Raw genomic sequence first — 25,580 nt, forward strand, 5'->3', positions numbered from 1 at the left:
ACGCTGGTAGCCCGTGGAGCGGAGGGCAGCGCAACCCCCGAACCGCACCGATGGCGCCCCGCTCGGACCCCCGGTGGACGTCGTCGCGCATCCGACCTCGCGACCACGGGAGCACTTCTTGGCCATGCCGCCCAGTACTACGACGACCAAGCACATCTTCGTCACCGGCGGAGTCGCCTCCTCACTCGGCAAGGGGCTGACCGCCTCCAGTCTCGGAGCGCTGCTCAAGGCGCGCGGGCTGCGGGTCACCATGCAGAAGCTGGACCCGTACCTGAACGTCGACCCGGGCACGATGAACCCGTTCCAGCACGGTGAGGTGTTCGTCACCAACGACGGCGCCGAGACCGACCTCGACATCGGACACTACGAGCGCTTCCTTGACGTCGACCTCGACGGCAGCGCGAACGTCACCACCGGCCAGATCTACTCGACCGTGATCGCCAAGGAGCGTCGCGGCGAGTACCTGGGCGACACCGTGCAGGTCATCCCGCACATCACCAACGAGATCAAACACCGCATCCGCCGCATGGCCTCCGACGACGTCGACGTCGTGATCACGGAGGTCGGCGGGACGGTCGGCGACATCGAGTCCCTGCCCTTCCTGGAGGCCGTCCGTCAGGTGCGGCACGAGGTCGGCCGGGACCGCGTCTTCGTCGTCCACATCTCCCTCCTGCCCTACATCGGCCCCTCCGGTGAGCTGAAGACCAAGCCCACCCAGCACTCGGTCGCCGCCCTGCGGAACATCGGCATCCAGCCCGACGCGATCGTGCTGCGAGCCGACCGCGACGTGCCCGCCGCGATCAAGCGCAAGGTCTCCCTCATGTGCGACGTCGAGGAGGCCGCGGTGGTGGCCGCCATCGACGCCAAGTCGATCTACGACATCCCGCGCGTGCTCCACGGCGAGGGCCTCGACGCGTACGTGGTGCGCCGCCTGGACCTGCCGTTCCGCGACGTGAACTGGACCCAGTGGAACGACCTGCTGCGCAGGGTCCACCACCCCGAGCACGAGGTCACGGTCGCGCTGGTCGGCAAGTACATCGACCTGCCCGACGCGTACCTGTCGGTGATCGAGGCCCTGCGGGCCGGCGGCTTCGCCAACAACGCCCGCGTGCGGATCAAGTGGGTCACCTCCGACGACTGCCGGGCCCCCGGCGGCGCCGCCCGGCTGCTCGCGGACTGCGACGCCGTCTGCATCCCCGGCGGCTTCGGCGAGCGCGGCGTGGAGGGCAAGATCGCCGCGATCACCTACGCCAGGGAGCACCGCATCCCGCTGCTGGGGCTCTGCCTGGGCCTGCAGTGCGTCGTGATCGAGGCGGCGCGCAACCTCGCGGGCATCGGCGAGGCGAACTCCACGGAGTTCGAGCAGGGCACCGCGCACCCCGTGATCTCCACCATGGCCGAGCAGCTCGACATCGTCTCGGGCGACGGCGACATGGGGGGCACGATGCGGCTGGGCCTGTATCCGGCCAAGCTCGCCGAGGGCTCCATCGTCCGCGAGGTCTACGGCGGCGAGCCGTACGTCGAGGAGCGCCACCGCCACCGGTACGAGGTCAACAACTCCTACCGGGCGGAGCTGGAGAAGAAGGCCGGCGTGGTCTTCTCCGGGACCTCGCCGGACAACCGGCTCGTGGAGTTCGTCGAGTACCCGCGCGAGGTCCACCCCTACCTGGTCGCGACCCAGGCTCATCCGGAGCTCAGGTCGCGCCCGACCCGCCCCCATCCGCTCTTCGCGGGGCTGGTCGAGGCGGCCGTCCGGCTGCGCGACACGCACGCCGACAAGCCGGCCACCGCCACCGCCCCGGCGGCCGACGCGAGGACACCGGCGCCATGACCCATCCGGAGGGGAAGCCCCTCGCCGACGCCCCCGCCAGCTGGCCCGTCACCACCACGACGGTCCCGTTCACCGGCAACAAGACGAGCGTCAGGACCGACCAGGTGGTGATGCCCGACGGCACCACCTCCCCCCGTGACTACCAGGTCCACCCCGGATCGGTCGCCGTCGTCGCGCTCGACGAGCGGGACCGCGTCGTCGTCATCGAGCAGTACCGCCACCCCGTGCGGCACACCCTCTGGGAGATCCCCGCCGGCCTGCTCGACGTCCCCGGCGAGAACCCGCTCCACGCCGCGCAGCGCGAGCTGTACGAGGAGGCCCACGTCAAGGCGGAGGACTGGCGCGTCCTGCTCGACGTCTACACGACGCCGGGCGGCTGCGACGAGGCGGTCCGCGTCTTCCTCGCCCGCGAGCTGTCGGAGGCCGAGGGCGAGCGGTACGCGGTGACGGGGGAGGAGGCCGTCATGCGTCACGCCCGTGTGCCGCTGGCGGAGCTGGTCGGGGGCGTCCTCGCCGGACGCCTGCACAACAACTGCCTCGCCGTGGGCGTGCTCGCCCTCCAGGCCGCCCGCGCCGGGGACGGTCTGGAGGCGCTCCGCCCGGCCGACGCCCCCTGGCTGGCCCGCCCCTACCCCGCCTGAGGCGGGGCGCGGGCGCCCGCGCGGCCGCGGAACCGTCGCGTTGACGTGTCCTGACCTGCCATCAGGGGCGCACTGGCATACGCTCACTCCGTGAGCGAGGAGGGCACCGTGACGGAGCGGGCAGGCGAGCAGGCGAGCGCCACCGTCACGACGGCCCTGCTCGGCCGCCGCGAGGAGTTGGCCGCGCTCCATGCCGACGTGGAACGGGCCGGCCTGGACACCCTGGCGGGCCGTCCCGTCCCCCGCGCCCGCGTGCTGCTGGTGGCCGGGCGGCCCGGCAGCGGGCGGACCGCGCTGGCCGAGGAGTTCGCCGGCCGGATGCTCGCCTCGGGCGCGTACCCCGACGGCCTGCTGCGCGCCCGGCTGACCGACCCGGACGGGCGCCCGGTCACCACCGAGCGCACCGTCCGCGAGCTGTTGGGTCACCTCGGCCTCGGGGCACCCGCCGGCGCGGACGAGGACGACCTCACCGCCGAACTGCGCGAGGCGCTCGACCGACGGCGCACGGTGCTGCTGCTGGACGACGTGGCCTCGGGCACGCAGCTGGACGGCCTCCTGCCCGACACGCGGGACTGCCTGGTCATCGCGGTGTCCCACGGTCCGCTGACCGGCGTGCCCGACGTGCGGCCGTGCACCCTGGGCGGCCTGCGGGGCACGCCGGCCGTGCGGCTGCTGGCGCGCGGCGCCGGGGACGTCCGCGTCACCGTCGACCCCACGGCCGCGGAGCGGCTGGCCGAGGCGTGCGGGCATCTGCCCGCGGCGCTGGTGCTGGTGAGCGGGTGGTTGGCCGCGCACCCCGAGGCGGCCGTCGTCGACGCCCTGCGCCGCATGGCCGAGCCCGCCGCCGACGGCCTGGACGACCTCGGTGACTCCACCGGGGCGGTGGGAGACGAGGCGGGGGAGTCCGTCGTGGGGGCGACGATCGGGACGCCCGGGGCGAGTGGGGTGCCCAGGACGGGTGGAGCGTCCGGGACGAGCGGGATGCATGGAATGCCCGGGATGGGCGGGATCAGTGGGGCGAGCGGGACGGCGCGGGCGGAAGGACCCGAGGGGATGGCGGGCGGCGCGGCCGGCCCGGCCGTCGCGACCCCCGCCGTGGACGTACCCCTGCGGCGGGCGTTCCGCATGGTCCACGCGATGCTGCCCACCCCGGCCGCCCGGCTGCTGCGCCTGCTGGCGCTCGCGCCCCTCGGGATCGCCGACGCCCAGACCGCCGCCGCCCTCGTCGGCAGCCCCACCGACGTCGCGCGGTCGCTCCTCGCCGACCTCGCGGGAGCCGGCCTGCTCCATCCCACGCGGCCGCGCCCCGCCCCCGGCACCCCGGCCGCCGCCGAGCCCTCCTACCGTGTCCCCGGCTGCCTGCACCCGCTGCTCACGGCGCTGCTGCGGACGCGGGAGAAGTCCGCCGACGCCCTCCTGGCCCAGGCCAGGATGCTGGAGCGGACCGTGACGCTGCTGCGCGCCTGCGAGGCTGTCACCGAGCCGCCCGGCACCCCGGCGCGCACCTGGCTGGCGTCGCTCCCGGCGACGCTGCGCTTCGGCAGTGCCGCCTCGGCCGACGCCTGGCTGGCCGCCCGTCGGCCCGAACTGCTCGCCGCCGCCCGCCTGGCCGCCACCGACGGGGAGCTCGACACCCTGGCCCGGCGGCTGATCGCGGCGCTGGGCAGGGCCCTGGTGACCCACCGCGGCGAGGACGACGCCGCCCCCGACCTCTACCGCCTGAACGAACTCGTCCTCGGGGTCACCGAACGTCAGCGGCTGCCCCGAGAGCAGGCGACGGCCCTGCTGAGCCTCGGCGACCTCGACGCCGGCGCCGGCCGCCCCACCGAGGCGCTCGATCGCTACCGCGCGGCGCTGGAGGCCGCCAGAACCCACCGCGACCCCGACCCGGCGGCGGGCCGCGCCCTGATCTCCCTCGGCGACACCTACGCCGACCTCGGGGACTGGCAGCGGGCCGCCGACTGGTACGGCAGGGCGTTGGCCCACGCGCAGTCCCGCGGCGACCTGGCCGGTGCCGCGCGGCTCCACGGCCGGATCGGCACCGTGCTCGGGCGCGTCGCGAACTGGCAGGAGGCGCTGCGCTCCTGGCGGGCGTCGGCCGCGGCCTACCGGCGGCTGGGGGACGTTCACGCGCAGGCGGAGGCGCTCGCCGAGGCGGCGCTCGTGCAGCGCCTCGCCGGCTGGCTGAAGGACTCCCAGCGCACGGCCCGGCTGGCGCTGCGGCAGGCCGGCAGGACGGGCGACGAGCAGCTTCAGGCCGCCCTGCGGCTGCGCCTCGCCGGACGCCTGGAGGAGGCGGGCCGGGGCCTTCCGGCCTGACGCGCCGACGGCGCGCGCGTCGGCCGGGCGCGGCGGGGCGGTGGTGTAGGGTCCGGGAGCCCGGACAGCGCGGGACGCCGTCGGCGGTGACCCGTCCGGCGGCGGCTCGTTCGGTGCGCCTCTCGTGGGTTCGCGGGTCGACTGGTCAACCTACGACGTCAACATCACGAATGTCACACCAGGGGGATGGACTTGGCCGAGGCGTGACCGCGCGATCGTCCGGTGGGGAGACGGTGACCACCCATCGACTCGCCTCGAACGTCGCTTTTCGGCCGATTCGCTCGCTGGTGAATCGCCCCACTGGAGAGGGTTGTGCCCTTGACAAGTGAATGTTCGACGCCCGACACATCCATGCCGGTCCGGCGGATTGTGTTGCTGCGGACCGCCGACACGCCATAGAGTCGCCAAACGTCGGCATGGTGAACGCTGACCCTGTCTAGAAGTTTCCTGGTCCCCAAGGAGGTAAGACGACTTGTGAATGAGTCGACAATTACTCCCGGGGAAGGACAACCAGGGGTCCCTCACAGGCATCTAGGAGTCTCGGATCTGACGGGCCTCGGCTCCGTCGCTGTCCACACATTCGCAACCCACCAGAGCCAACCGAGCATGACAGCGCATCAGAGCACGGACGGCCATGAGATGAACCGCATGGCATCAGACCACACGGCCGGCAAGACCGACCGTTACCCTGACTACGACCTCTCCGACGGGGAGTTCTTCGACCCCGACGCGGAGTACGAGCCCGATCCCGAATACGCGGCCACCATCGCGCCCGACGCCGCCCGGCAGCGCCGCGAGCGCATCGGACCCACCGGCCGCCCTCTGCCGTACTTTCCCATCCCCGGCCCCCTGACCGAGCGTGGCCCGGCGAAGATCATCGCCATGTGCAACCAGAAGGGGGGCGTCGGCAAGACCACCTCGGCCATCAACCTCGGCGCCGCCCTCGCCGAGTACGGCCGCCGCGTGCTGCTGGTCGACTTCGACCCCCAGGGCGCGCTCTCGGTCGGCCTCGGCGTCAACCCCATGGAGCTCGACCTCACGATCTACAACCTGCTCATGGAGCGGGGCATGGCCCCCGACGAGGTGCTGCTGAAGACCGCCGTCGCCGGCATGGACCTGCTGCCGAGCAACATCGACCTGTCCGCCGCCGAGGTCCAGCTCGTCAGCGAGGTCGCGCGGGAGTCCACCCTCCAGCGCGCGCTCCAGCCCCTCCTCGGCGACTACGACTTCGTCATCATCGACTGCCAGCCCTCCCTCGGCCTGCTCACCGTGAACGCGCTCACCGCCGCGCACAAGGTGATCGTGCCGCTGGAGTGCGAGTTCTTCGCGCTGCGCGGTGTCGCGCTGCTGACGGAGACGATCGAGAAGGTGCAGGAGCGGCTCAACCCCGACCTGCGGCTCGACGGCATCCTGGCGACCATGTACGACTCCCGCACCGTCCACAGCCGGGAGGTGCTCGCCCGCGTCGTCGAGGCGTTCGACGACAACGTCTACCACACGGTGATCGGTCGCACCGTCCGCTTCCCGGAGACCACGGTCGCCGGTGAGCCCATCACCACCTACGCCTCGAACTCCGTCGGTGCCGCCGCCTACCGCCAGCTCGCCAGGGAGGTGCTCGCCCGGTGCCACGCCGAGTGAGTCTCCCGGCGGCCGACGAACTGTTCCGTAGTACCGGAGGGGCCGCGGTGCAGCCCTCGACCCCTCCCGAGCACGCGAGTAGCACCCAGGACACCCCCCGGGACGGCACCCCGCCCCGGGTGCCGGGCCCGGCGGGCGAGCAGCGGCCGCCCGCGACGACTGCCGCCGGTGAGGGCGGCGAGGAGACGGCGGGCGCCGAGACCGCGACCGAACGGTCCTCCGTCAGCCGCGACGCGGCGGTGCCGGGGCAGGGCACGCGGGCGGCCCGCTCCCGCGGCAAGGCGTCGGGCGGCGGTCAGGAGAGCGCGTCCCGCCGCGGCCGCGCGGCGCGTCGCCCCAGCGGTCGGGAGCGGCACGACGAGAAGATCACGGTCTACGTCTCCGCCGAGGAGTTGATGGACCTGGAGCACGCCCGGCTCGTGCTCAGGGGCGAGCACGGCCTGGCGGTGGACCGTGGCCGGATCGTCCGGGAGGCCGTCGCGGTCGTGCTCGCGGACCTGGAGTCCCGTGGCGAGGCGAGCATCCTCGTGCGCCGCCTCCGTGGCCGTTAGCCGTCCCGTGGGACGCGTCGACCGACACCCCGTACTCCCCGCGGCCCGCCACGGGCGGGCGGGCGACGCCGTGTGCCGGAGTCGACATGCCGCCCTGTCGCGGTGGCGCCCTGTCGACGAGGGCGTTCGTCGCGATGTCGACCAGGGCGGCGCGACGTGGCGCGCGCGAGGCACCGGCCCGCGATGAGCGGGTCCCCTCGCCGTCGTCGCGCCCTGGGCGCGGGCCCGGGCGCGTCGGCGCCGCTCTCCGAGCCCGCCACCGGCCCCGTACCGCCGGCGCGGGAGACGCCCGCCCCGCCGCGCCCCCCCACGGCGGACCGTGCGGACGCCGTGGGCGACATCGGCCCCGAGCCCGCCGAGCCCGCCGAGGTCCCCGAGGCCATCGACGGCACCGGGGACGTCGAAGGCGTCGCAGGCGTCGACGAGAGCGACGGCACCGGAGGACCTGACGGGGCCGAGGAGCCAGACGACGTCGGGCACGCCGACGGGGCCGAGGAGCCCGGCGCCGAGGACGCCCCCGCCGAGGAGGACGACGGGCGCTTCCGCGTCGTGCTGGAGAACTTCGAGGGCCCCTTCGACCTGCTGCTCCAGCTGATCTCCAAGCACCGGCTCGACGTCACCGAGGTGGCGCTCTCCCGCGTCACGGACGAGTTCATGGCCCACATCAGGGCCATGGGCCCGGACTTCGACCTCGACCAGACCACCGAGTTCCTCGTCGTGGCCGCGACGCTGCTGGACCTGAAGGCGGCCCGCCTGCTGCCGGCGGCCGAGGTGGAGGACGAGGCCGACCTCGCCCTCCTGGAGGCCCGCGACCTGCTCTTCGCCCGCCTGCTCCAGTACCGCGCCTACAAGCGGGTCGCCGCGATCCTCTCCGACCGGCTGGCCAGCGAGGCCCACCGCCACCCCAGGACCGTCGGGCTCGAACCACACCACGCCGAACTGCTTCCCGACGTCGTGATCAGCCTCGGACCCGAGGGGTTCGCCCGGCTGGCCGTGAAGGCGATGCAGCCCAAGCCCAAACCCCAGGTCTACGTCGACCACATCCACGCACCGCTGGTCAGCGTGCGCGAGCAGGCCCGGCTGGTGGTCTCCCTCCTCCGCGAACGGGGCGAGGCCACCTTCGCCGACCTCGTCGAGGACGCCCCCGACACCCTCACCGTGGTGGCCCGCTTCCTCGCCCTCCTGGAGCTCTACCGCGAGCGCGCCGTCACCCTGGAGCAGGACGAGGCGCTCGGTCCGCTGACCATCGCCTGGCGTGGCCCGGAGGACGGGCACACCCTCGTCACCGACGAGTTCGACCGCGCGTCGCGGCCGGAATCCGAGAAGGAGCGCACATGACGCAGCCGGCCGACGGCGCCGCCGCCGCCCCCGTGCCCGTGCCCGCCCCGGCCGACGAGGCCCCGCAGGCCGCCGAGCCGGAGCTGAAGCCCGCGCTGGAGGCCGTGCTGATGGTGGTCGACGAGCCCGCCACCGTCGACCACCTCGCCCGGGTGCTCGGCCACCCGCGCCGGGCCGTGGCCGACGCGCTGCGCGAACTGGCCGACGAGTACGCGCGGGACCGTCGCGGCTTCGAGCTGCGGCTGGTCGCCGGCGGCTGGCGCTACTACACCCGTCCCGAGTACGCCGAGGCCGTGGAGCGTTTCGTCCTGGACGGCCAGCACGCCCGGCTGACCCAGGCCGCGCTGGAGACCCTCGCCGTGATCGCCTACCGCCAGCCCGTGAGCCGCTCGCGGGTCTCCGCGGTGCGCGGAGTCAACTGCGACGGCGTCATCCGCACCCTGCTCCAGCGCGGACTGGTCGAGGAGGCGGGCACCGAACCGGAAACAGGTGCGATCCTGTACGTGACGACGAACTACTTCCTGGAGCGGATGGGGCTACGCGGCCTCGACGAGCTCCCCGAGCTGGCGCCGTTCCTTCCGGAGGCGGACCAGGTCGAGGGCGAGAGCCAGGAGGGGATGCCGTCGTTCGACGCGGACGTGGACGCCGACGACACGGATGACACGGGCGGCGCGGACGGCACACCCACCGACCATCAACCAACCAGCTAACGGATCACGATGCGAAGCAGCGGCAGGAACAGCAACCGGAACCACCGGGGCGCGGGCGAGGGCCGCGACACCAGGCGGCAGCAGCGGACGGGCAGGCCCCGCCCCGAGGAGCGCCGCTACGGCAGCGCCGCGGGCGGAGGCGGCACGGGCTCCGCCGGCAGGCGAGGCGGCGGCCAGGGAGGCCAGCAGGGGGCAGGAGGCCGGGGAGGCCAGCAGTCCCAGGGCGGCGCCCAGGCGGGCGGCCGGCAGTCCACCGGCCGGCAGGCCACGGGCAGGCCCTCCGGCGGCGCGTCGGGCAGGCCCACCAGCGGCGCCACGGGCAGGGCGGCCGGCAGGCCCGTGGGCAAGGCCACGGGCAAGCCCGCGGGACGCTCCGCCGCCCCGGGCGCGAGGAAAGGCCCGGAGCGCGCCGGCGGCCGGCGCGGCCAGGCGGCGCCCCCCGCGCGCTCCCGGGAGCTCCAGGCGCAGATGGAGGACCGCGTCCGCTCCGGATACGAGCGCGAGCGCCCCGCCCCGCGCCTGCCGAAGACCTTCGGCGAGCCCGAGGGCGAGCGCCTCCAGAAGGTCCTCGCCCGCGCCGGCCTCGGCTCCCGCCGGGCCTGCGAGGAGCTGATCGACGCCGCCCGCGTCGAGGTCAACGGCCGGATCGTCACCACCCAGGGCAAGCGCGTCGACCCCGAGCGGGACGAGATCAAGGTGGACGGGCTGACCATCGCCGCCCAGAAGTACCTGTTCTTCGCCCTGAACAAGCCGGTCGGCGTCGTGTCCGCCATGGAGGACCCCGAGGGCCGCCCCTGCCTGGGCGACTACGTCACCAACCGTGAGACCCGGCTCTTCCACGTCGGCCGCCTCGACACCGAGACCGAGGGCCTGCTCCTGCTCACCAACCACGGCGAGCTCGCCCACCGCCTCACCCACCCCCGCTACGGGATCACGAAGACCTACCTCGCCGCGATCCAGGGCCCCGTGCCGCGTGACCTCGGCAAGCGGCTGAAGGAGGGTGTGCGCCTGGAGGACGGCCTGGTCCGCGCCGACCACTTCCGCGTCGTGCAGAACACCGGCCGCAACTACCTGGTCGAGGTCTCGCTCCACGAGGGCCGCAAGCACATCGTGCGCCGCATGCTCGCCGAGGTCGGCTTCCCGGTCGACCGCCTGGTGCGCACCCACTTCGGGCCGATCGCGCTCGGCGACCAGAAGTCGGGCTGGCTGCGCCGCATGACGACCACCGAGGTCGGCCAGCTGATGAGGGCGGTCGGGCTGTGAGCGGTGCCGGCCGGGCGGGTGACCCGGCTGCCGGGGACGGGACCTAAGCTGGAGCAATGCGCACCGCTCTGGTCATCGGCACCGGACTGATCGGCACCTCCGTCGCCCTGGCCCTCTCCGGCCGCGGCGTGCGGGTCCACCTGGAGGACCGTGACCCGGACGCGCCCCGCACCGCCGCCGCCCTGGGCGCGGGCACCGAGGAGCCCGCGTCGGAGCCGGTGGACCTGGCCGTCGTCGCCGTGCCGCCCGCGTTCATCGCCCCGACCGTGGCCGCCGCGCAGCGGCGGGGCGCCGCCCGCGGCTACGTGGACGTCGGCAGCGTCAAGAGCGGCCCGCGCCAGGAGCTCGTCGCCCTCGGCGGGGACCTGGCGAGCTACCTCGGCACCCACCCGCTCTCGGGCCGGGAGCGGTCCGGGCCGCTGGCGGCCACCGCCGACCTCTTCGAGGGCCGCCCCTGGGCGCTCACCCCCACCCCGGAGACCGACACCGAGGTGCTGAACCTCGCGCTGGAGCTGGTCGCGCTCTGCCGGGCCGTGCCGGTGGTGATGGACGCCGAGGCGCACGACCGCGCGGTCGCCCTCGTCTCCCACGCCCCCCAGCTGGTCTCCAGCCTCCTCGCCGCCCGACTGGAGGACGCCGAGGAGAGCGCGGTGCGCCTGTGTGGGCAGGGCATCCGCGACGTGACGAGGATCGCCGCCTCCGACCCCGGGATGTGGGTCGACATCCTCGCCGCCAACCCCGGCCCCGTGGCCGACGTGCTCGCCGAGGTCGCCGCCGACCTCGACGAGACGGTGCGCGCGCTGCGTGCCCTGCAGGCGGCCGACGAGGCCAAGCGCGAGCACGGCGCCGCGGCCGTCGGGGACGTGCTGCGGCGCGGCAACGCCGGGCGCGTACGGGTCCCCGGCAAGCACGGGGCGGCTCCCGCGGTCTACGAGACGGTGGCCGTCCCGATCAGCGACCAGCCGGGCGAGCTCGCCCGCATCTTCGCCGAGGCCGGCCGCGCCGGGGTGAACGTCGAGGACGTCCGCATCGAGCACGCCACGGGCCAGCAGGCGGGCCTCGTCCAGCTGATGGTCGATCCGGCCGCGGTGCCGTCCCTGGTCGCCGCGCTGCGGCAGCACGGCTGGTCGATCCGGCCGTAGTCCGCGTCGGCCGGTCGCGGGGTACCGGTACCCTTCATCCCCGGGAGAGGACGACCCCCGTCCCGGGGGAAGCGCGTCCGTCCCACCGTTCGCGCGCGAGCCGAGCCGCGCCGGTCGATCCCGTCGAGTCCGCCGAGTCTGTCGAGTCTGTCGAGAAAGGTGCCTCTCACCGTGGCCGCACACCCCGTCATCGTCGCCATCGACGGCCCGTCCGGCACGGGAAAGTCCAGCACCTCCAGGGCGGTGGCCGCCCGGCTGGGCCTGAGCTACCTCGACACCGGCGCCCAGTACCGGGCCATGACCTGGTGGATGCTGACCAACGACATCGACGTCAGCGACCCGGCGGCCGTCGCCGCCGTCGCGGCGAAGCCCTCCATCGTCTCCGGCACCGACCCGCTGGCCCCGACCATCACCGTCGACGGCGCCGACGTCTCGGGACCGATCCGCGGCCCGGAGGTCACGGGAGCCGTCAGCGCCGTCAGCGCCGTCCCGGAGGTGCGTGCCCTCGTCACCGAGCTGCAACGCTCGATCGCCGCGGCGGCGAGCGGCGGGATCGTGGTGGAGGGTCGCGACATCGGCGTGGTGGTGCTGCCCGCGGCGGACGTCAAGATCTTCCTCACGGCCTCCCCCGAGGCCAGAGCCGCGCGCCGCAGCGCGGAGCTCGCCGGAGTGGTGGGCGGCCCGGCCACCGATGTCGCCCGCACCAGGGAGGCGCTCGTGCGGCGCGACGCCGCGGACGCCGGACGGAAGGCCTCTCCCATGGCCAAGGCGGACGACGCCATCGAGGTGGACACCACCGACCTCTCCCTGGAGCAGGTCGTCGAGTGCGTGGTCGGCCTCGTCGAGGAGCGGCGGGGACGGCGGCGGAGTTGACCAATGCACGCCAAGCTGCGACCGGTCGCCGCCTGGCGGCCGGAGTCCTGCACGGGGCCTGGCGGCTGAGGTCGCTCGGCGCCTGGCGGGTGCCGGCCGAGGGGCCGGTGATCCTCGCCGTCAACCACTCCCACAACGTCGACGGCCCGGTCCTGATGGCCCTGGCGCCGCGCCCGGTGCACTTCCTGGTCAAGCGGGAGGCGTTCGTCGGCCCGCTCGGCGTCTTCCTGCGCGGCATCGGCCAGCTCCCCGTCGACCGTCACAACGCCGACCGGGCCGCGATAGCCTCGGCCCTGGCCGTGCTGGGCGACGGCGGTGTCCTCGGCATCTTCCCCGAGGGCACCCGCACCTCGGGGGACTTCGCCGCCATAAGAGCGGGGCTCGCGTACTTCGCGCTGCGCTCCGGCGCACCCGTCGTGCCCGTCGCCATACTCGGCGGCAGCGACCGCGGCGGCCGGGTCGTCAGAACGCTTCCGCCGCTGCGGGCCCGTATCGACGCGGTGTTCGGGGACCCGTTCACGGTCGGCGACGCCGGCGGGGGCGGGCGGCGCACCCGCGCGGCGCTGGACGAGGCCACCACCCGCGTCCAGCAGCGGCTCACCACCCACCTGAAGGAGGCCAGGAGGCTCACCGGGCGGTGACGCCCACCGGACCCCACCGGACCGGACCCGACCGGACACCACCCAGCCCCCGCGGCCACGACCGCCCACGAGACACGCCACGAACGAGGTACAGGACGTCATGAACGAGCAGAACCAGGCCGGCGCCGGAGGCGGACACGGCGCGCTCGGCGATGCCGAGTACGCGGAGTTCATGGAGCTCGCCGCCGACGAGGGCTTCGACGCCGCGGAGGTCGAGGGTGAACTGGCGGCCGCCTCCACCGGCCCCCTGCCTGTCCTCGCCGTGGTCGGCCGCCCGAACGTCGGCAAGTCGACACTGGTCAACCGCATTCTGGGCCGCCGCGAGGCCGTCGTCGAGGACCGCCCCGGCGTCACCCGGGACCGGGTGACCTACGAGGCGGAGTGGGCCGGGCGCCGCTTCAAGGTGGTCGACACCGGAGGCTGGGAGCGGGACGTGCTCGGCGTCCATGCGTCGGTGGCCGCGCAGGCGGAGTTCGCCGTCGAGGCCGCCGACGCGGTGGTGCTCGTCGTGGACGCCACCGTCGGCGTCACCGACACCGACGAGGACGTCGTCCGGCTGCTGCGGCGCGCCGGCAAGCCCGTCGTGCTGTGCGCCAACAAGGTGGACGGACCCTCGACCGAGGCCGACGCGGCCTACCTGTGGTCCCTCGGGATCGGCGAGCCCCACCCCGTCTCCGCGCTCCACGGCCGGGGCACCGGCGACATGCTCGACGCGGTGCTCGACGTGCTCCCCGAGGCACCGGCCGAGGGCCTCGCCCTCGGCCCCGGCGGCCCGCGCCGCATCGCGCTGCTCGGCCGCCCGAACGTCGGAAAGTCGTCCCTGCTGAACAAGGTCGCGGGCGAGGAGCGTTCCGTGGTCGACTCGGTGGCGGGCACCACCCGCGACCCGGTCGACGAGCTGATCGAGCTCGGCGGGGAGACATGGCGCTTCGTCGACACGGCCGGCATCCGCCGCCGGGTCCACCTCCAGGACGGCGCGGACTACTACGCGTCGCTGCGCACCGCCGCCGCCCTGGAGAAGGCCGAGGCCGCCGTCGTGCTCATCGACGTCACCGAGCCCATCAGCGTGCAGGACACCCGCATCATCTCGATGGTGGTGGACGCCGGCCGCGCCCTCGTCATCGCCTACAACAAGTGGGATCTGCTCGACGAGGACCGCCGCGTCTACCTGGAGCGGGAGATCGAGCAGGAGCTGGTCCAGGTGCGCTGGGCGCCCCGGGTCAACATCTCGGCCCACACCGGGCGCCACACCGACAAGCTCGCCCCGGCGCTGCGGACCGTGCTCGAAAGCTGGGAGAGCCGGGTGCCCACCGGCAAGCTCAACGCGTTCCTCGGCCAGCTCGTCGCCTCCCACCCGCACCCGGTGCGGGGCGGCAAGCAGCCCCGCATCCTGTTCGGGACGCAGGCGGGCACCATGCCACCGCGGTTCGTGCTGTTCGCCTCCGGATTCCTGGAGGCGGGGTACCGCCGCTACGTCGAACGCCGGCTGCGCGAGGAGTTCGGCTTCGAGGGCACCCCCATCCACCTCTCTGTCCGGGTCAGGGAGAAGCGGGGGAGGGCCCGCAAGGGCTAGACCCTGGCCGGTGGGCGTCAGGGCCCCTCGGGCGTCCCCTCGTGGGGCCCGGCGCCGGGAGCGTCGCGGCGGCCGGCGGGCAGGGCCGCGGGCAGCGCCCTGCCGTGGTCCGGATAGCCCGCCTGTGGCGGGCCGCCGGCCTGCGGGGCGTAGAGGGAGGTGTGGGCGGTGTGGGCGGTGTGGGCCCCGTACCCGCCGAGGGGGTGGTGGCTCGGCGGGACGGCCTGCCAGACGCCGCCGGATCGGATCACCCCCGGCTGCCGGACGTGGGCCCGCCAGCCGCCGATCCCCCCAACCGTCGCCGCGTAGGTGACGCGCGGCACCCCGAACCCCGAGAACCGCAGCTCCTCCTCGCCCGACCTGTCCCCGGGTAGCGCGCGGAACATCCGCCGGTACTCGGCGTACAGCGAGTCGTAGATCGGCGTCGACGAGGCGACCGGCCGATCGTGAGGCGCGCGCATGCCGGGGATGTCCGTGCCGGTGGGAGCCTGCCCGTGGCGGTAGGAGAGCTGCGGTCGTGAGGGTTCGTAAGGCTGCACGTCCGTCCAACGATCCGCCGCACCGACGGATGCGGCCAGCGGCGTGGGTGCACCTGAACGTCCCAGCCGCGTGCGCGCCAGAGGGTGAGCGCCCGGAGACGGGAGCGCTCACCGGCGCTCACACCGCCGAGCGGGCACCGGGTCGGCGCGCCCGGGTCGGCGCGCCCGGGTCAGCGCGTCCGCGGACCGCCCTAGGTGCCCGCCAGGGGCATCGCCGCGGCCACCAGCAGGCCGCTCGCGGCGGCCTTCTCCAGGGCCTCCCGCAACAGGTCCTCCCGCGGCTGCTGGCCGATCGATCCGGCGGGGGCGGCGTAGACGTACACGGTCTGGTGGCGGTTGGCGCTCGCACGCCAGCCGTCGGTGACGGGCAGCGCGTCGTGGGCCTGCCACCAGGCGACCGGCTGCGTCTCGCCCGGCACGGACTGCAGGACGGCGTGGAGCCGGCCCATGGCCAGCAGCACCGACCAGCCGGGCAACGGCGCGGGAATCGAGGTGAGGTCCGTGACCAGCGGGAAGCCCGCCTCCATCAGCAGCGGCAGGAAGTCGTCGCCGGGGCCGTGGCTGCCCGGGCGGGCGATGGGCCCGGTGGGCTCGACGACGATCGCGGCGAGCAGCTGGCCGTCGATCAGGATCTGACCGCAGGTGACGCTGAGCACGGCCTGCCCCGGAGCCGGCTGGTGCGGCTCGGGCGCCGGCGCGTACCCCCCGGCGTGCGGGGCCGTCGCGTCCATCGCGCCGCCCGCCTCGACGGTGCCGGCGCTCGGGCCCGCGCCGTGGTACGCCTCGCCGCCGTCGGCCGCGCCGGTGAGGGAACGCACCGCGCCGCGCAGCTGGTCCTCGGAGACGGCGACGACCTGGGAGGGGATGCACGAGGCGTGGGCGAAGGCGAGGACCGCCGTCTCCTCGCCGACGAACAGCACGGTGCTGGTGAGCTCCTGACGCGTGTTGCCGGGGGTGCGGCACGAGGTGCAGTCGTAGCTCTCCGGGGCGTTCTCGCCGGTGAGCAGCCGTTGGGCCTCTTCGTCGCCGATCTCGGCGCGTACATCGTCGCTGACGTCGAGCAGGGGGGACACTGTCGCTCCTCGGGTCGGGATCCCGCCGCGGCTGGCGGGATGCCCCGTGCTCAACGGGCGGGGCGGGGCGCGGGTCACGCCCGTGTGAGGGGAATCGCCTCATCGGGCGGTGGGCCCCGCGGCCCCGGCCACGGCCCGGAGGACCGCCGGTGTGAGCCGTCATAAACCTCACGTTCACCCGGTTCATCTCGCGGGTGAATTCGACACTTTCCGCGCGGCGTCTCGCGGACGTCGGAAAAGGGCGGCAAAGCACCCGGGAATTGTCGCGGGAGTCGGAAGCCGAAGAGCCGTTCGGGCACGCCCATTACAGAACGTGCACGAGGCGCGGATCGGGGGAGCTGTGACACAAGCGTGACACTTCGCGGATCAGGGCGGGACTTCCGGGTGGTCGGGCGAGGACGTACGGTGGCGCCATGGCACCGCTTCCCCCTCGGCAGCAGACTCCCGACGACCCTCCCGACGCGTACGTCGGCCTCGCCGCGGACGAGGCGGCCGAGCGTGCCACCGCCCGCGGCTGGCGCACGGTGCGCCGCCTCCCGCCGGACGCCGTCATCACCATGGAGTACATGCCGGGCCGGCTCAACCTCGCGGTCAGGGACGGCGAGGTCGTCCGCTGCTGGCAGGGCTGAGGGCCCTCGCTGCCTTCAGGACCGGGCCCCGCGCCACGGCCGACGTCGCGTGCCCGAGGGCACCCGCCCGCGAGGGCGGCGCCGTCACCGCACCCCGGGGGCCGCGCCGGCCACCGCGCGTTCGGGCTCCTGCCCCGCCTCCTGGCCCCGCCGGGCGGCGGCGCTCGCCACCGGGGAGACCACCCGCGTCACCGGGTCGGTGACCTCGAAGTCCAGCGGGCGCAGGCCGGTGGCGGGCGGCGGCGTGCCGCGCAGCCGGTCCCACAGGCGCCGCAGCAGGCGCTCGGCCCGCGCGATCGCCGGCTCGCACCAGGGCAGGGCGAGCAGCACGAGCAGGCCGGCCGCCCAGCCCAGCACCACGTCGCTCACCCAGTGTGTACCGAGGTAGACCGTGGTGGTGCCGACGCTCAGCGAGAAGACGGCGGCGACGACCGACAGGATCCGGCGGGTGGTGGGCGTGGTGGCGAGGTAGGCGAGGATTCCCCAGGTGACGACCGCGTTCGCGGTGTGGCCGGACGGAAATATATCGCCGGTGGCCCACATCTCGTTCGAGCCGATGACGGTCGCGTAGTGGGGGCCCTCGCGCGCCATGCCGAGCTTGGCGGCGCCCACCGAGAGGTTCAGCAGCAGCAGCGTCGTGAACAGCACCAGGAGCGGACGAATCGTCCGCTGTCGCCAACAGCGCCAACTCAGCCAGGAGGCGACGAGGACCGCCATGGGGCCGCGCTGCCCGAGCACCACGAAATAGTCGAGGAAGGCGTGCACCTCCGGCCACTGCTTGTACGGCCGGAACAGCATGACCTGCCAGTCGAGCCGGACCAGCCACGAGGTGCTCAACACGGCCGCGACGACGGCGGCGTAGATGCCCACCGTGACCCACAGGAGCGTGATCCGGGTCCGGCTCATCGCGGGGGTGGGCACCTCGGGCGGTGTCGGCTCCCGTGAGAGGCGGGCGAGGAATCGGTCGGTACGCACTCTCTCAAGATTACCGGCCGTGATAGCGGGACTCCGACCCCCGACGGCATTCGTAACTGCTATGTGATGTATGCCGTTACAATTCGCGATCCGATGCGCCCGGCTTTACGTATTGCGTTGGCACGGGATTTGCCGTCCCGTCGGGCACGAGGCGGGGGTATGGATTTGCGCTTTGATTGTTTTCCTCTGGTGTCACGAGGTGAACGGTGGCCACCGCCGCGACGGGGGGCGGGGCTGTCGTAGTCTGTCTGACCATCTGCTTCCCGCGCCGCGCCCGCGTGGCGTCTGACGGACCTACGGACCATACGGATACAAGGAGGCGAAGAGCGTCCCCGTGAGTCACGCGCGTCCGCTCCCCGCCAGGCCGTCCGCTCCCTCCGGCCCTCGCGGCCGATGGACGGTCCTCGTCGTGCTCTGCGCGAGTCTGCTGCTGGTGGCCGTCGACGCCACGGTGCTGCACGTGGCCGTGCCCGCCGTGAGCGAGGACCTGAGGCCCGACGGCATCGAACTGCTGTGGATCGTCGACGCCTACCCCCTCGTCTGCGCCTCGCTGCTGATTCTCTTCGGCACCCTCGGCGACCGCGTCGGGCGTCGTCGGGTGCTGTTGCTGGGCTACGCGAGCTTCGGGCTCGCCTCGGCGCTGGCGGCGTACGCCCCGACCGCGGAGGTGCTGGTCCTCGCCCGAGGGCTACTCGGCGTCGGCGGTGCCATGATCATGCCCGCCACGCTGTCGATCCTGCGGCACGTCTTCCCCGACCGGCGCGAACGGGCTCTGGCGATCGGCGTCTGGAGCGCCGTGGCCGCCGTCGGCGCGGCCCTGGGCCCGTTGGTCGGCGGGTTGCTGCTGGAGCACTTCTGGTGGGGGTCGGTCTTCCTGGTCAACATCCCGTTGATGGTGGTGTGCCTGCCCGTGGGCCGCTGGCTGCTGCCGGAGTCGACGGGGGACGGCACCGGACCCTGGGACGTGGCCGGCGCCCTGCTGGCGGCCAGCGGCCTGTTCGCCGTCATCCTCGCGGTCAAACGCGTCGGCGGGGGTGACGCGTTGACCGCGGGCACCGTGCTCGCCGCGGGGCTCGGCGTCGGGCTGCTGGCCCTGTTCGTCCGCCGCCAGCGCCGCCGCCGGTTCCCGCTGATCGACCTCGCCGCCTTCGCCCGGCCGGCCTTCGGCACCGCCGTGGCCTGCATCGTGCTGACCGTCCTGGCGTTGGTGGGCCTCGCCCTGGTGGCCGCGCAGTACCTGCAGCTGGTGCTCGGCCTGTCGCCCTCCGAGACGGGCCTGCGGCTGCTGCCGCTCAGCCTCGCCGCGATCGCCGCCGGGCTGGTCGGCGCCCGGCTGCTGGGCCGGCTGGGACCACGCGTCATGGTCGCCTCCGGGTTCCTGCTCACGGCGGTCGCCGTCGTGACGATGCTGGCGCTCGACGAGCAGGACCGGCCGCTGGTGATGGCCGCCGGCTTCGTCCTGCTCGGGTTCGGCCTGGAGACGACGCTCTTCGGCTCCTACGAGTCGATGCTGAGCGACTGTCCGTCCCGGCAGGCCGGGGGAGCGGCGGCGATCGGCGAGACCGCGTACCAGTTCGGGGCGGGCATCGGGATCGCGCTGCTCGGCAGCGTCATGAACTTCAAGTACGCCCACCAGGTCCGTGGCCTCGGCGAACGGCGGGAGATCGAGCGGGCGGACGCGGAGGCCGCCAGCCACTCGTTGGGCGAGGCGTACACGGTGGCCGCCCGGCTCGGCGGCGACCGGGGTCAGCTGCTGCGGGACACCGCGAGGGACGCGTTCGTGCACGGGATGCACATGACGTTGGGGGCCAGCGCGCTGATGCTGGCGCTCGGCGCGCTCGCCGCGCTGCGGCTGCCGCGGGGCCGGGTACTCGTCCCGGCCGCCGCCGACGGCGGGAGGACCCCCGAGGGGGACGCGGCCCGCCGCCGGCGCCTGGTCAGCTCTGGTTGAAGAAGCCTCCGTCCGACCCGCCGTGGGGGTCGCCGCTGACGACCTGGTAGTCCGGCGGGGTCAGGAGGAAGACGCGGGTGGCGACGCGGTCGATCGAGCCCCGCAGGCCGAAGATGAGGCCCGCGGCGAAGTCGACCACGCGCTTGGCGTCGGCGGCGTCCATCGCGGTGAGGTTCATCACCACGGGAACGCCGTCGCGGAAGAGCTCGCCGATGCGGCGCGCGTCCCGGAAGCTGTGCGGGGTGACCGTCGCGATGCGGCTGCCCTGCTCCTGCGCCGCCTCGGCCGCGACCCGCAGGCGGGGATCGGTCGTCCACGGCGCGGGGGCGTCGCCGGGCTCCGGACCCTCCGCGTACTCGTCGTCGTAGTAACGCATCTCGCGGTCATCGACGAGGCCCAACCAGGCACTCGCCCTTCGCACGGATCCCATGAATGCCTCCTCTCCTGACGCGGCCGAACCATCCACCGCTGGCTCGCCTCCCTATCGTCGTCCATGAGGTGGACGGTGTGCCAAGCGGATTGCGTCTCCTACCGGGTTTCGTGACGGTTCTGGTGCATACGATGTGGCTCCCCATCAGGCCGACGTGGCGTCAGCTCGTCACGGAAGGTGATCGACGTCGAGGGCGCCGGACGGGTGAGGAGGGGCGCTCGCCTGGCCGAAAGACATCCTTGGCAACAGGGCGGATGGTGAGAACACTCAGAGCAGCGCTTGTCAGGAGCATGCCCGAACGGTGGCTCCTGGCCACGCCTCACGGGTCCGCACAGCCGGCGGAGCCGCTCATCCTTACCTGGAGGAAGTAAGTGAGATCCAAGCGCACCAACCCCCACGCCACCCCCCACAGACCAGGACTCCGCCGAACGGTGACGCGACGGCTCCGGCTCGTCGCGGCGGCCTCGGGTCTGCTGGCCGTCGCCGCCTTCGTGCTGCCGACGACCGCGCAGGCCGAGCCCGTCCAGACCTTCAGCAAGGCGCAGCTGACCACCGCGAGCGAGGCCGTGCTCGCGGCGGACGTGGGCGGCACCGCGTGGGCCGTCGACGCCGAGACCAACAGCGTCGTCGTCTCGGTCGACGAGACCGTCTCCGCGGCGGAGATCGCCCGCATCGAGCGGCAGGCGGGCCGGCTCGCCGACGCCATCACCATCGAGCGCACCGAGGGAACGCTTGAGCGGTACCTCGCGGGCGGTGACGCGATCTACGCGAGTAGCTGGCGCTGCTCCGCCGGCTTCAACGTGCGCAGCGGCAGCACGTACTACTTCCTGACCGCCGGCCACTGCACCGACGGCGCGGGGACCTGGTACACCAACTCCGCGCGCACCACCACGATCGGCCCGACCGCCGGGTCGAGCTTCCCGACCAACGACTACGGCCTGGTGCGGTACAGCAACACCTCCCTGGCCCACCCCGGCACGGTCAACCTCTACAACGGCTCCACCCGGGACATCACCGGGGCGGCCAACGCGACCGTCGGCCAGTCCGTGCAGCGCAGCGGCAGCACGACCGGCCTGCACAGCGGCTCGGTGACCGGGCTCAACTACACCGTGAACTACGGCGGCGGCGACATCGTGTACGGGATGATCCGTACCAACGTCTGCGCCGAGCCCGGTGACAGCGGCGGCGCGCTCTTCTCCGGCGGCACCGCGCTGGGTCTGACCTCCGGCGGCAGTGGCAACTGTTCCACGGGTGGCACGACCTACTTCCAGCCGGTCGTCGAGGCCCTGAACGCCTACGGCGTGGCCGTCTACTGACGGCCTGCCGCGGCCCGTCCGTCGGTCCGCGGCCCCCCCTTCGCGGCACGTCCGCGTTCCTCCGCACGGCCCTCCGCCGCCCCCGCCCGCGTTCCGCCGGTCGGGGGCGGCGGTCTGTCGTCGCATATGCACCGAGCACATGACATAGGGAATATGTCATGCTGCCATGTCGTGACGCTCGCCCGACTTTCGGACGACTGGAGGCGGTAAGCGAACCCCGCCCGACGATTTTCGGACAGCTCCTGCCGGTCGGCTCACGTGTTCGTGTCGGTCGCGCTCTGCTCCCGTCCGGTGAACGGAGCACGCGGCGTCACCCTGCCGTGGGAATCCCCGGAGTGTTGTGGACGATTCGCAACGGTTTGCTGTGAAGGTGTGTTGATATGGCCGGGGCGCGAACTCGTTCTTGTGCGCGTCCCTGCCCGCTCGCGATACTCGCCAGTACCGCTTGGCATGGACGTGACCACCGCGAACGGTCCGTACCGCTCGTACCGGGTCCGTGCTCTCTCCGGAGCGCAAGCTCCATCCCCCACAGGAGGCATAGAGCGTGACACACCGACGCACGTCACGGCGGCGCCTGGCGCTCGCGACGACCGGCATCGCGGCCCTGGTGGCCGGATCCTTCGCCGTCGCACAGGCGAACGCCACCCCCAATCCCGCTGCGGACACACCCGAGCTGAGGGTCCTGAGCTCGGCGGAGGCGGGCCCGCTGGCGGCCGACCTCGCCGAGAGCCTCGGCGCGGCCGGCGCCGGCAGCTTCTTCGACGCCGAGACCGGCCGGCTCGTGGTCAACGTGGTGGACTCCTCGGCGGTCGAGGTCGTCGAGGCCGCGGGGGCCGAGGCGAGGGTGGTGGAGAACACCCTGGCCGAGCTCAACCAGGTCACCGCGGAGGTCGAGCACTTCGCGGTGCCCGGCACCGCGTGGGCGGTCGACCCGGTCAGCAACATGGTCAAGGTCACGGTGGACAGCACCGTCACCGGCGAGGAGTACCAGCAGGTCCGCGCCGGCGTGAAGGCGCAGGCCGGCCTCGCCTCCCTGGAGCGCGCGGCGGGCGAGTTCCAGCCCTACATCGCCGGCGGCGACCCCATCTACGCCGCGGGCGCCCGCTGCTCGCTCGGCTTCAACGTCACACTGTCCGACGGCAGCCCCGGCTTCCTCACGGCCGGGCACTGCGGCAACATCGGCGCCAGCTGGAGCGACGAGTCGGGCGCGGAGATCGGCCAGGTCGTCGACAGCGTCTTCCCCGACGCCGACTACGCGCTGCTGCAGTACACCGGGGACGTGGACAACCCGAGCTCGGTCAACCTCTACGACGGCACCTTCCAGGACATCAGCGGCGCAGCCGAGGCGGTCGTCGGCCAGGAGGTCGTCCGCAGCGGCAGCACCACCGGAGTCTCCGACGGCGTGGTCGAGGCGCTGGACGTCGCCGTCCAGTACGCCGAGGGCACGGTCTACGGCACCATCCAGACGGACGTCTGCGCCGAGCCGGGCGACAGCGGCGGCGCCCTGTTCTCGGGCTCCTCGGCGCTGGGTCTGACCTCGGGCGGCAGCGGCAACTGCTCCGTGGGCGGCACGACGTTCTACCAGCCCGTCGCCGACGCCCTGGCGGAGACCGGCGCGTCGCTGCCGTAGGGCGCGGGACGTCGACCGCCGTACGATCCGCACGTCACAGCAGTGCACCGGTTCGCGTGCGCTGACGCCGACGCGGAAGCGGTGATGGCACACTACGGAAGCCCTCGGCCGGACAGGCCGGGGGCTTCCAGTGTGTGACGGGGGATCGACGATGTTCGGCATCATCCGGCCGTGCCAGCACCGGCTGTCCGAGGGACTGCGAGCCGAGTGGATGGCACACCTGTGCGGGCTGTGCCTCGCGCTGCGCGGCACCCACGGCCAGGCCGCCAGGCTCGCCACCAACTACGACGGCCTGCTGATATCCGTGCTGCACGACGCGCAGGCGGCACCGACGGCCGCGTCGGGGCGGCGCACCGCCGGCCCCTGCCCGTTGCGCGGCATGCGCACCGCACGCGTGGCGCACGGCGAGGGTGCCCGGCTGGCCGCCGTCGTCTCCCTCGTGCTGGCCTCGGCCAAGATCCGCGACCACGCGCACGACGGCGACGGGCTGCTGGGTCGTCGGCCCCTGGCCGCGGCCGCCCGTCGCGTCGCGCGCGGCTGGGACGTGGCGGCCTCGCGCGGCGGCGCGGACGTCGGGTTCGACACGGCGGTGCTGGTGGCCGCGGTGGAGCGGCAGCAGGAGGTGGAGGCGCTGGCCGGCCCCGGCACCTCGCTGCTCGCCGTGACCGAGCCGACCGAGACCGCCACCGCCGCGGCGTTCGCGCACACCGCCCACCTGGCGGGACGGCCGGGCAACGCGGCGCCGCTGGCCGAGGCCGGACGGCTCTTCGGCCGGCTGGCGCACCTGCTCGACGCCGTGGAGGACCTGGCCCGCGACGAGGCGGCGGGCGCCTGGAACCCCATCGCCGCCACCGGCACCCCGCTGGCGGAGGCGCGGCGGCTGTGTGACGACGCGGTGCTCGGGGTGCGGCTGGCGCTGCGCGAGGCGGAGTTCACCGACGAGCGGCTCGCCCACGTGCTGCTCGTCCACGAGCTGCGCCGGGCCGTCGACCGCGGGTTCCGGGCGGGCGACCGCGCGACCCTCCTCCGTCCCGACGCCGCGCGGCCCGGCCTCCCGCCGCCGGAGGGCTCGTTCGCGCCCCCGGGGACGCCGCCCGGCGCGCCGCCGCGTCCGCCCCGCCGGCGCCGGGGCCTTGTCGCCGGCTGCGCGGTGTGGACGACGCTGTGCTGCACCGCCCAGCTGTGCTGCCGCGACCCCTACCACGACCCGTGGAGCGGCGAGCCGCGCGAGGGCTGGTGCCACAAGCTCGGCGACTGCTGCGAGTGCTGTGACTGCTGCGGAAACTGCAGCAACTGCTGCTCGTGCTGCGGCGGCGAGGACGGCGACGGGGGCGACGGCGGCGACGGGTGCTGTGACTGTAGCTGCGACTGCTGACGGCCGCCCCCGCGCCCGCGCGCGGAGGCGGCCAGAACGGCTACGCGCCCGCCGCGATCAGCTCGGCGATCTGGACCGTGTTGAGCGCGGCGCCCTTGCGGAGGTTGTCGTTGGAGACGAAGAGGGACAGCCCGTGCTCGACCGTCTCGTCGCGCCGGATGCGTCCGACGAAGCTGGGGTCCCGGCCCGCCGCCTGCAGCGGGGTGGGGATGTCCGACAGCTCCACGCCCTCGGCCGCCGACAGCAGCTCCCGGGCGCGCTCGGGCGTGATCGGCCGCTCGAACCGAGCGTTGATCTGGAGCGAGTGGCCGGTGAAGACGGGCACGCGCACGCAGGTGCCGGAGACCCGCAGCCCGGGGATGTCGAGGATCTTGCGGCTCTCGTTGCGGAGCTTGTGCTCCTCGTCCGTCTCGCCGAGCCCGTCCTCGACGATCGAGCCCGCCAGGGGCAGCACGTTGAACGCGATGGTGCGGGCGTACACCTCGGGGGAGGGGAAGTCGACCGCCTCGCCGTCGTGGGTGAGGCGGGCGGCGTCCTGCTCCACCGCCGCCCTGGCCTGGGTGGCGAGCTCGGCGACGCCACTGCCGCCACTGCCGGAGACCGCCTGGTACGAGGCGACGACCAGGGCAGTGAGCCCGGCCTCGGCGTGCAGCGGGCGCAGCACCGGCATGGCGGCCATGGTGGTGCAGTTCGGGTTGGCGACGATGCCCTTGGGGCGGTGGGCGAGGGCCTGCGGGTTGACCTCGGAGACGACGAGCGGGACCTCGGGGTCCATGCGCCAGGCCGAGGAGTTGTCGATCACCACGGCGCCGGCGGCGGCGACCTTCTCCGCGATCGCCTTCGCCGTGGTCTTGCCGGCGGAGAACAGCACGACGTCCAGACCGGAGAAGTCGGCGGTGGCGGCGTCCTCGACGGTGATCTCGTCGTCCTGCCACGGCAGTCGACGGCCGGCCGACCGGGCCGAGGCGAACAGCCGCAGCCGGTCCACCGGGAACTTCCGCTCGGCCAGAATCTCGCGCATCGCGCCGCCGACCTGGCCGGTGGCCCCGACGATCCCGATCTTCATGGGCTCCTGGTCCTCCTCGTCTCGCGTCCGTGGCAGCTTCCTAGCCTGCACTGCTCACGACCATACGGGCCAATTC

Annotated in this window: 22 protein-coding genes; 17 read left to right on the plus strand and 5 right to left on the minus strand. The window is 73.8% G+C overall.

What is annotated here, in order from left to right; genetic code table 11:
- The first annotated feature begins 124 nt into the window (after positions 1 to 124).
- The 12 genes from ACTWP5_RS27135 (at position 125) to der (ending at position 14,520) form a co-directional block, all read left to right on the plus strand.
- Positions 125 to 1,831, plus strand: a complete 1,707-nt coding sequence (locus ACTWP5_RS27135) for a CTP synthase (protein WP_443223770.1) — start codon at positions 125 to 127, stop codon at positions 1,829 to 1,831.
- On the plus strand, positions 1,828 to 2,472 hold the full coding sequence (locus tag ACTWP5_RS27140) for an NUDIX domain-containing protein (RefSeq protein WP_443223771.1): 645 nt from the start codon (positions 1,828 to 1,830) through the stop codon (positions 2,470 to 2,472). The genes ACTWP5_RS27135 and ACTWP5_RS27140 overlap by 4 nt, the downstream gene beginning before the upstream one ends.
- Positions 2,473 to 2,562: 90 nt before the next feature.
- The gene (locus tag ACTWP5_RS27145) at positions 2,563 to 4,791 is read left to right on the plus strand and encodes a tetratricopeptide repeat protein (protein WP_443223772.1); all 2,229 of its coding nucleotides are present in this window, start codon (positions 2,563 to 2,565) and stop codon (positions 4,789 to 4,791) included.
- Positions 4,792 to 5,439: 648 nt separating this feature from the next.
- On the plus strand, positions 5,440 to 6,429 hold the full coding sequence (locus tag ACTWP5_RS27150; RefSeq protein WP_443223773.1) for a ParA family protein: 990 nt from the start codon (positions 5,440 to 5,442) through the stop codon (positions 6,427 to 6,429).
- Positions 6,414 to 6,980, plus strand: coding sequence for a hypothetical protein (locus tag ACTWP5_RS27155; RefSeq protein WP_443223774.1), 567 nt, complete (start codon positions 6,414 to 6,416; stop codon positions 6,978 to 6,980). Before ACTWP5_RS27150 ends, ACTWP5_RS27155 begins: the two co-directional genes overlap by 16 nt.
- Before the next feature lie 183 nt (positions 6,981 to 7,163).
- Positions 7,164 to 8,318: a segregation/condensation protein A gene (locus ACTWP5_RS27160; protein ID WP_443223775.1), complete on the plus strand. Its 1,155-nt coding sequence runs from the start codon at positions 7,164 to 7,166 to the stop codon at positions 8,316 to 8,318.
- Positions 8,315 to 9,028 (plus strand): SMC-Scp complex subunit ScpB, encoded by a 714-nt coding sequence (gene scpB, locus ACTWP5_RS27165; protein ID WP_443223776.1) that lies wholly within the window; start codon positions 8,315 to 8,317, stop codon positions 9,026 to 9,028. The genes ACTWP5_RS27160 and scpB overlap by 4 nt, the downstream gene beginning before the upstream one ends.
- Before the next feature lie 9 nt (positions 9,029 to 9,037).
- Positions 9,038 to 10,291, plus strand: a complete 1,254-nt coding sequence (locus ACTWP5_RS27170) for a pseudouridine synthase (RefSeq protein WP_443223777.1) — start codon at positions 9,038 to 9,040, stop codon at positions 10,289 to 10,291.
- A 56-nt stretch (positions 10,292 to 10,347) separates the two neighbouring features.
- Positions 10,348 to 11,433: a prephenate dehydrogenase gene (locus ACTWP5_RS27175; RefSeq protein WP_443223778.1), complete on the plus strand. Its 1,086-nt coding sequence runs from the start codon at positions 10,348 to 10,350 to the stop codon at positions 11,431 to 11,433.
- A gap of 171 nt (positions 11,434 to 11,604) precedes the next feature.
- Positions 11,605 to 12,306, plus strand: a complete 702-nt coding sequence (gene cmk, locus ACTWP5_RS27180) for a (d)CMP kinase (protein WP_443223779.1) — start codon at positions 11,605 to 11,607, stop codon at positions 12,304 to 12,306.
- On the plus strand, positions 12,303 to 12,947 hold the full coding sequence (locus ACTWP5_RS27185) for a lysophospholipid acyltransferase family protein (protein WP_443223780.1): 645 nt from the start codon (positions 12,303 to 12,305) through the stop codon (positions 12,945 to 12,947). The genes cmk and ACTWP5_RS27185 overlap by 4 nt, the downstream gene beginning before the upstream one ends.
- Before the next feature lie 100 nt (positions 12,948 to 13,047).
- The gene (gene der, locus ACTWP5_RS27190; RefSeq protein ID WP_443223781.1) at positions 13,048 to 14,520 is read left to right on the plus strand and encodes a ribosome biogenesis GTPase Der; all 1,473 of its coding nucleotides are present in this window, start codon (positions 13,048 to 13,050) and stop codon (positions 14,518 to 14,520) included.
- Between the two features lie 17 nt (positions 14,521 to 14,537).
- Here the strand turns inward: der and ACTWP5_RS27195 are convergent, their stop codons facing one another.
- Both ACTWP5_RS27195 and ACTWP5_RS27200 read right to left on the minus strand, forming a co-directional pair.
- Positions 14,538 to 15,059, minus strand: a complete 522-nt coding sequence (locus ACTWP5_RS27195) for a hypothetical protein (RefSeq protein WP_443223782.1) — start codon at positions 15,057 to 15,059, stop codon at positions 14,538 to 14,540.
- Between the two features lie 191 nt (positions 15,060 to 15,250).
- Positions 15,251 to 16,123, minus strand: a complete 873-nt coding sequence (locus tag ACTWP5_RS27200) for a hypothetical protein (protein ID WP_443223809.1) — start codon at positions 16,121 to 16,123, stop codon at positions 15,251 to 15,253.
- Positions 16,124 to 16,545: 422 nt separating this feature from the next.
- On the opposite strand from ACTWP5_RS27200, the gene ACTWP5_RS27205 reads away from it, so the two are divergent.
- Entirely contained in the window at positions 16,546 to 16,761 is a 216-nt protein-coding gene (locus tag ACTWP5_RS27205) for an I78 family peptidase inhibitor (protein WP_443223783.1), read from the plus strand.
- Between the two features lie 84 nt (positions 16,762 to 16,845).
- On the opposite strand, the gene ACTWP5_RS27210 is transcribed toward ACTWP5_RS27205, so the two are convergent.
- A complete protein-coding gene (locus ACTWP5_RS27210) occupies positions 16,846 to 17,736 on the minus strand; it encodes a phosphatase PAP2 family protein (RefSeq protein ID WP_443223784.1) in 891 nt (296 codons plus the stop codon).
- A gap of 334 nt (positions 17,737 to 18,070) precedes the next feature.
- On the opposite strand from ACTWP5_RS27210, the gene ACTWP5_RS27215 reads away from it, so the two are divergent.
- Positions 18,071 to 19,687 (plus strand): MFS transporter, encoded by a 1,617-nt coding sequence (locus ACTWP5_RS27215; protein ID WP_443223785.1) that lies wholly within the window; start codon positions 18,071 to 18,073, stop codon positions 19,685 to 19,687.
- On the opposite strand, the gene ACTWP5_RS27220 is transcribed toward ACTWP5_RS27215, so the two are convergent.
- Positions 19,674 to 20,117: a cell division protein SepF gene (locus tag ACTWP5_RS27220; RefSeq protein WP_443223786.1), complete on the minus strand. Its 444-nt coding sequence runs from the start codon at positions 20,115 to 20,117 to the stop codon at positions 19,674 to 19,676. The genes ACTWP5_RS27215 and ACTWP5_RS27220 overlap by 14 nt on opposite strands.
- 371 nt (positions 20,118 to 20,488) lie before the next feature.
- Here ACTWP5_RS27220 and ACTWP5_RS27225 point away from each other — a divergent pair, with 371 nt between their 5' ends.
- From ACTWP5_RS27225 to ACTWP5_RS27235, 3 genes are all read left to right on the plus strand, one after another.
- The gene (locus tag ACTWP5_RS27225; protein WP_443223787.1) at positions 20,489 to 21,433 is read left to right on the plus strand and encodes a S1 family peptidase; all 945 of its coding nucleotides are present in this window, start codon (positions 20,489 to 20,491) and stop codon (positions 21,431 to 21,433) included.
- A gap of 544 nt (positions 21,434 to 21,977) precedes the next feature.
- Positions 21,978 to 23,063 carry a S1 family peptidase gene (locus ACTWP5_RS27230; RefSeq protein WP_443223788.1) on the plus strand — a complete coding sequence of 362 codons (1,086 nt, stop codon included), beginning with the start codon at positions 21,978 to 21,980 and terminating at the stop codon, positions 23,061 to 23,063.
- A 151-nt stretch (positions 23,064 to 23,214) separates the two neighbouring features.
- A complete protein-coding gene (locus tag ACTWP5_RS27235) occupies positions 23,215 to 24,438 on the plus strand; it encodes a DUF5685 family protein (RefSeq protein ID WP_443223789.1) in 1,224 nt (407 codons plus the stop codon).
- 40 nt (positions 24,439 to 24,478) lie between these two features.
- Here the strand turns inward: ACTWP5_RS27235 and ACTWP5_RS27240 are convergent, their stop codons facing one another.
- Positions 24,479 to 25,504, minus strand: a complete 1,026-nt coding sequence (locus tag ACTWP5_RS27240) for an aspartate-semialdehyde dehydrogenase (RefSeq protein WP_443223790.1) — start codon at positions 25,502 to 25,504, stop codon at positions 24,479 to 24,481.
- Positions 25,505 to 25,580 lie beyond the last annotated feature (76 nt).

The organism is Streptomyces sp. 4N509B (assembly GCF_052245655.1).
Taxonomy (GTDB): Bacteria; Actinomycetota; Actinomycetes; order Streptomycetales; family Streptomycetaceae; genus Streptomyces.

Bases quoted from the DNA above. Each gene is read 5' to 3' on its own strand.
- ACTWP5_RS27135 (WP_443223770.1), top strand. From the start codon at position 125: ATGCCGCCCAGTACTACGACGACCAAGCACATCTTCGTCACCGGCGGA.
- ACTWP5_RS27140 (WP_443223771.1), top strand. From the start codon at position 1,828: ATGACCCATCCGGAGGGGAAGCCCCTCGCCGACGCCCCCGCCAGCTGG.
- ACTWP5_RS27150 (WP_443223773.1), top strand. From the start codon at position 5,440: ATGGCATCAGACCACACGGCCGGCAAGACCGACCGTTACCCTGACTAC.
- ACTWP5_RS27160 (WP_443223775.1), top strand. From the start codon at position 7,164: ATGAGCGGGTCCCCTCGCCGTCGTCGCGCCCTGGGCGCGGGCCCGGGC.
- scpB (WP_443223776.1), top strand. From the start codon at position 8,315: ATGACGCAGCCGGCCGACGGCGCCGCCGCCGCCCCCGTGCCCGTGCCC.
- ACTWP5_RS27170 (WP_443223777.1), top strand. From the start codon at position 9,038: ATGCGAAGCAGCGGCAGGAACAGCAACCGGAACCACCGGGGCGCGGGC.
- ACTWP5_RS27175 (WP_443223778.1), top strand. From the start codon at position 10,348: ATGCGCACCGCTCTGGTCATCGGCACCGGACTGATCGGCACCTCCGTC.
- der (WP_443223781.1), top strand. From the start codon at position 13,048: ATGAACGAGCAGAACCAGGCCGGCGCCGGAGGCGGACACGGCGCGCTC.
- ACTWP5_RS27205 (WP_443223783.1), top strand. From the start codon at position 16,546: ATGGCACCGCTTCCCCCTCGGCAGCAGACTCCCGACGACCCTCCCGAC.
- ACTWP5_RS27220 (WP_443223786.1), bottom strand. From the start codon at position 20,117: ATGGGATCCGTGCGAAGGGCGAGTGCCTGGTTGGGCCTCGTCGATGAC.
- ACTWP5_RS27235 (WP_443223789.1), top strand. From the start codon at position 23,215: ATGTTCGGCATCATCCGGCCGTGCCAGCACCGGCTGTCCGAGGGACTG.
- ACTWP5_RS27240 (WP_443223790.1), bottom strand. From the start codon at position 25,504: ATGAAGATCGGGATCGTCGGGGCCACCGGCCAGGTCGGCGGCGCGATG.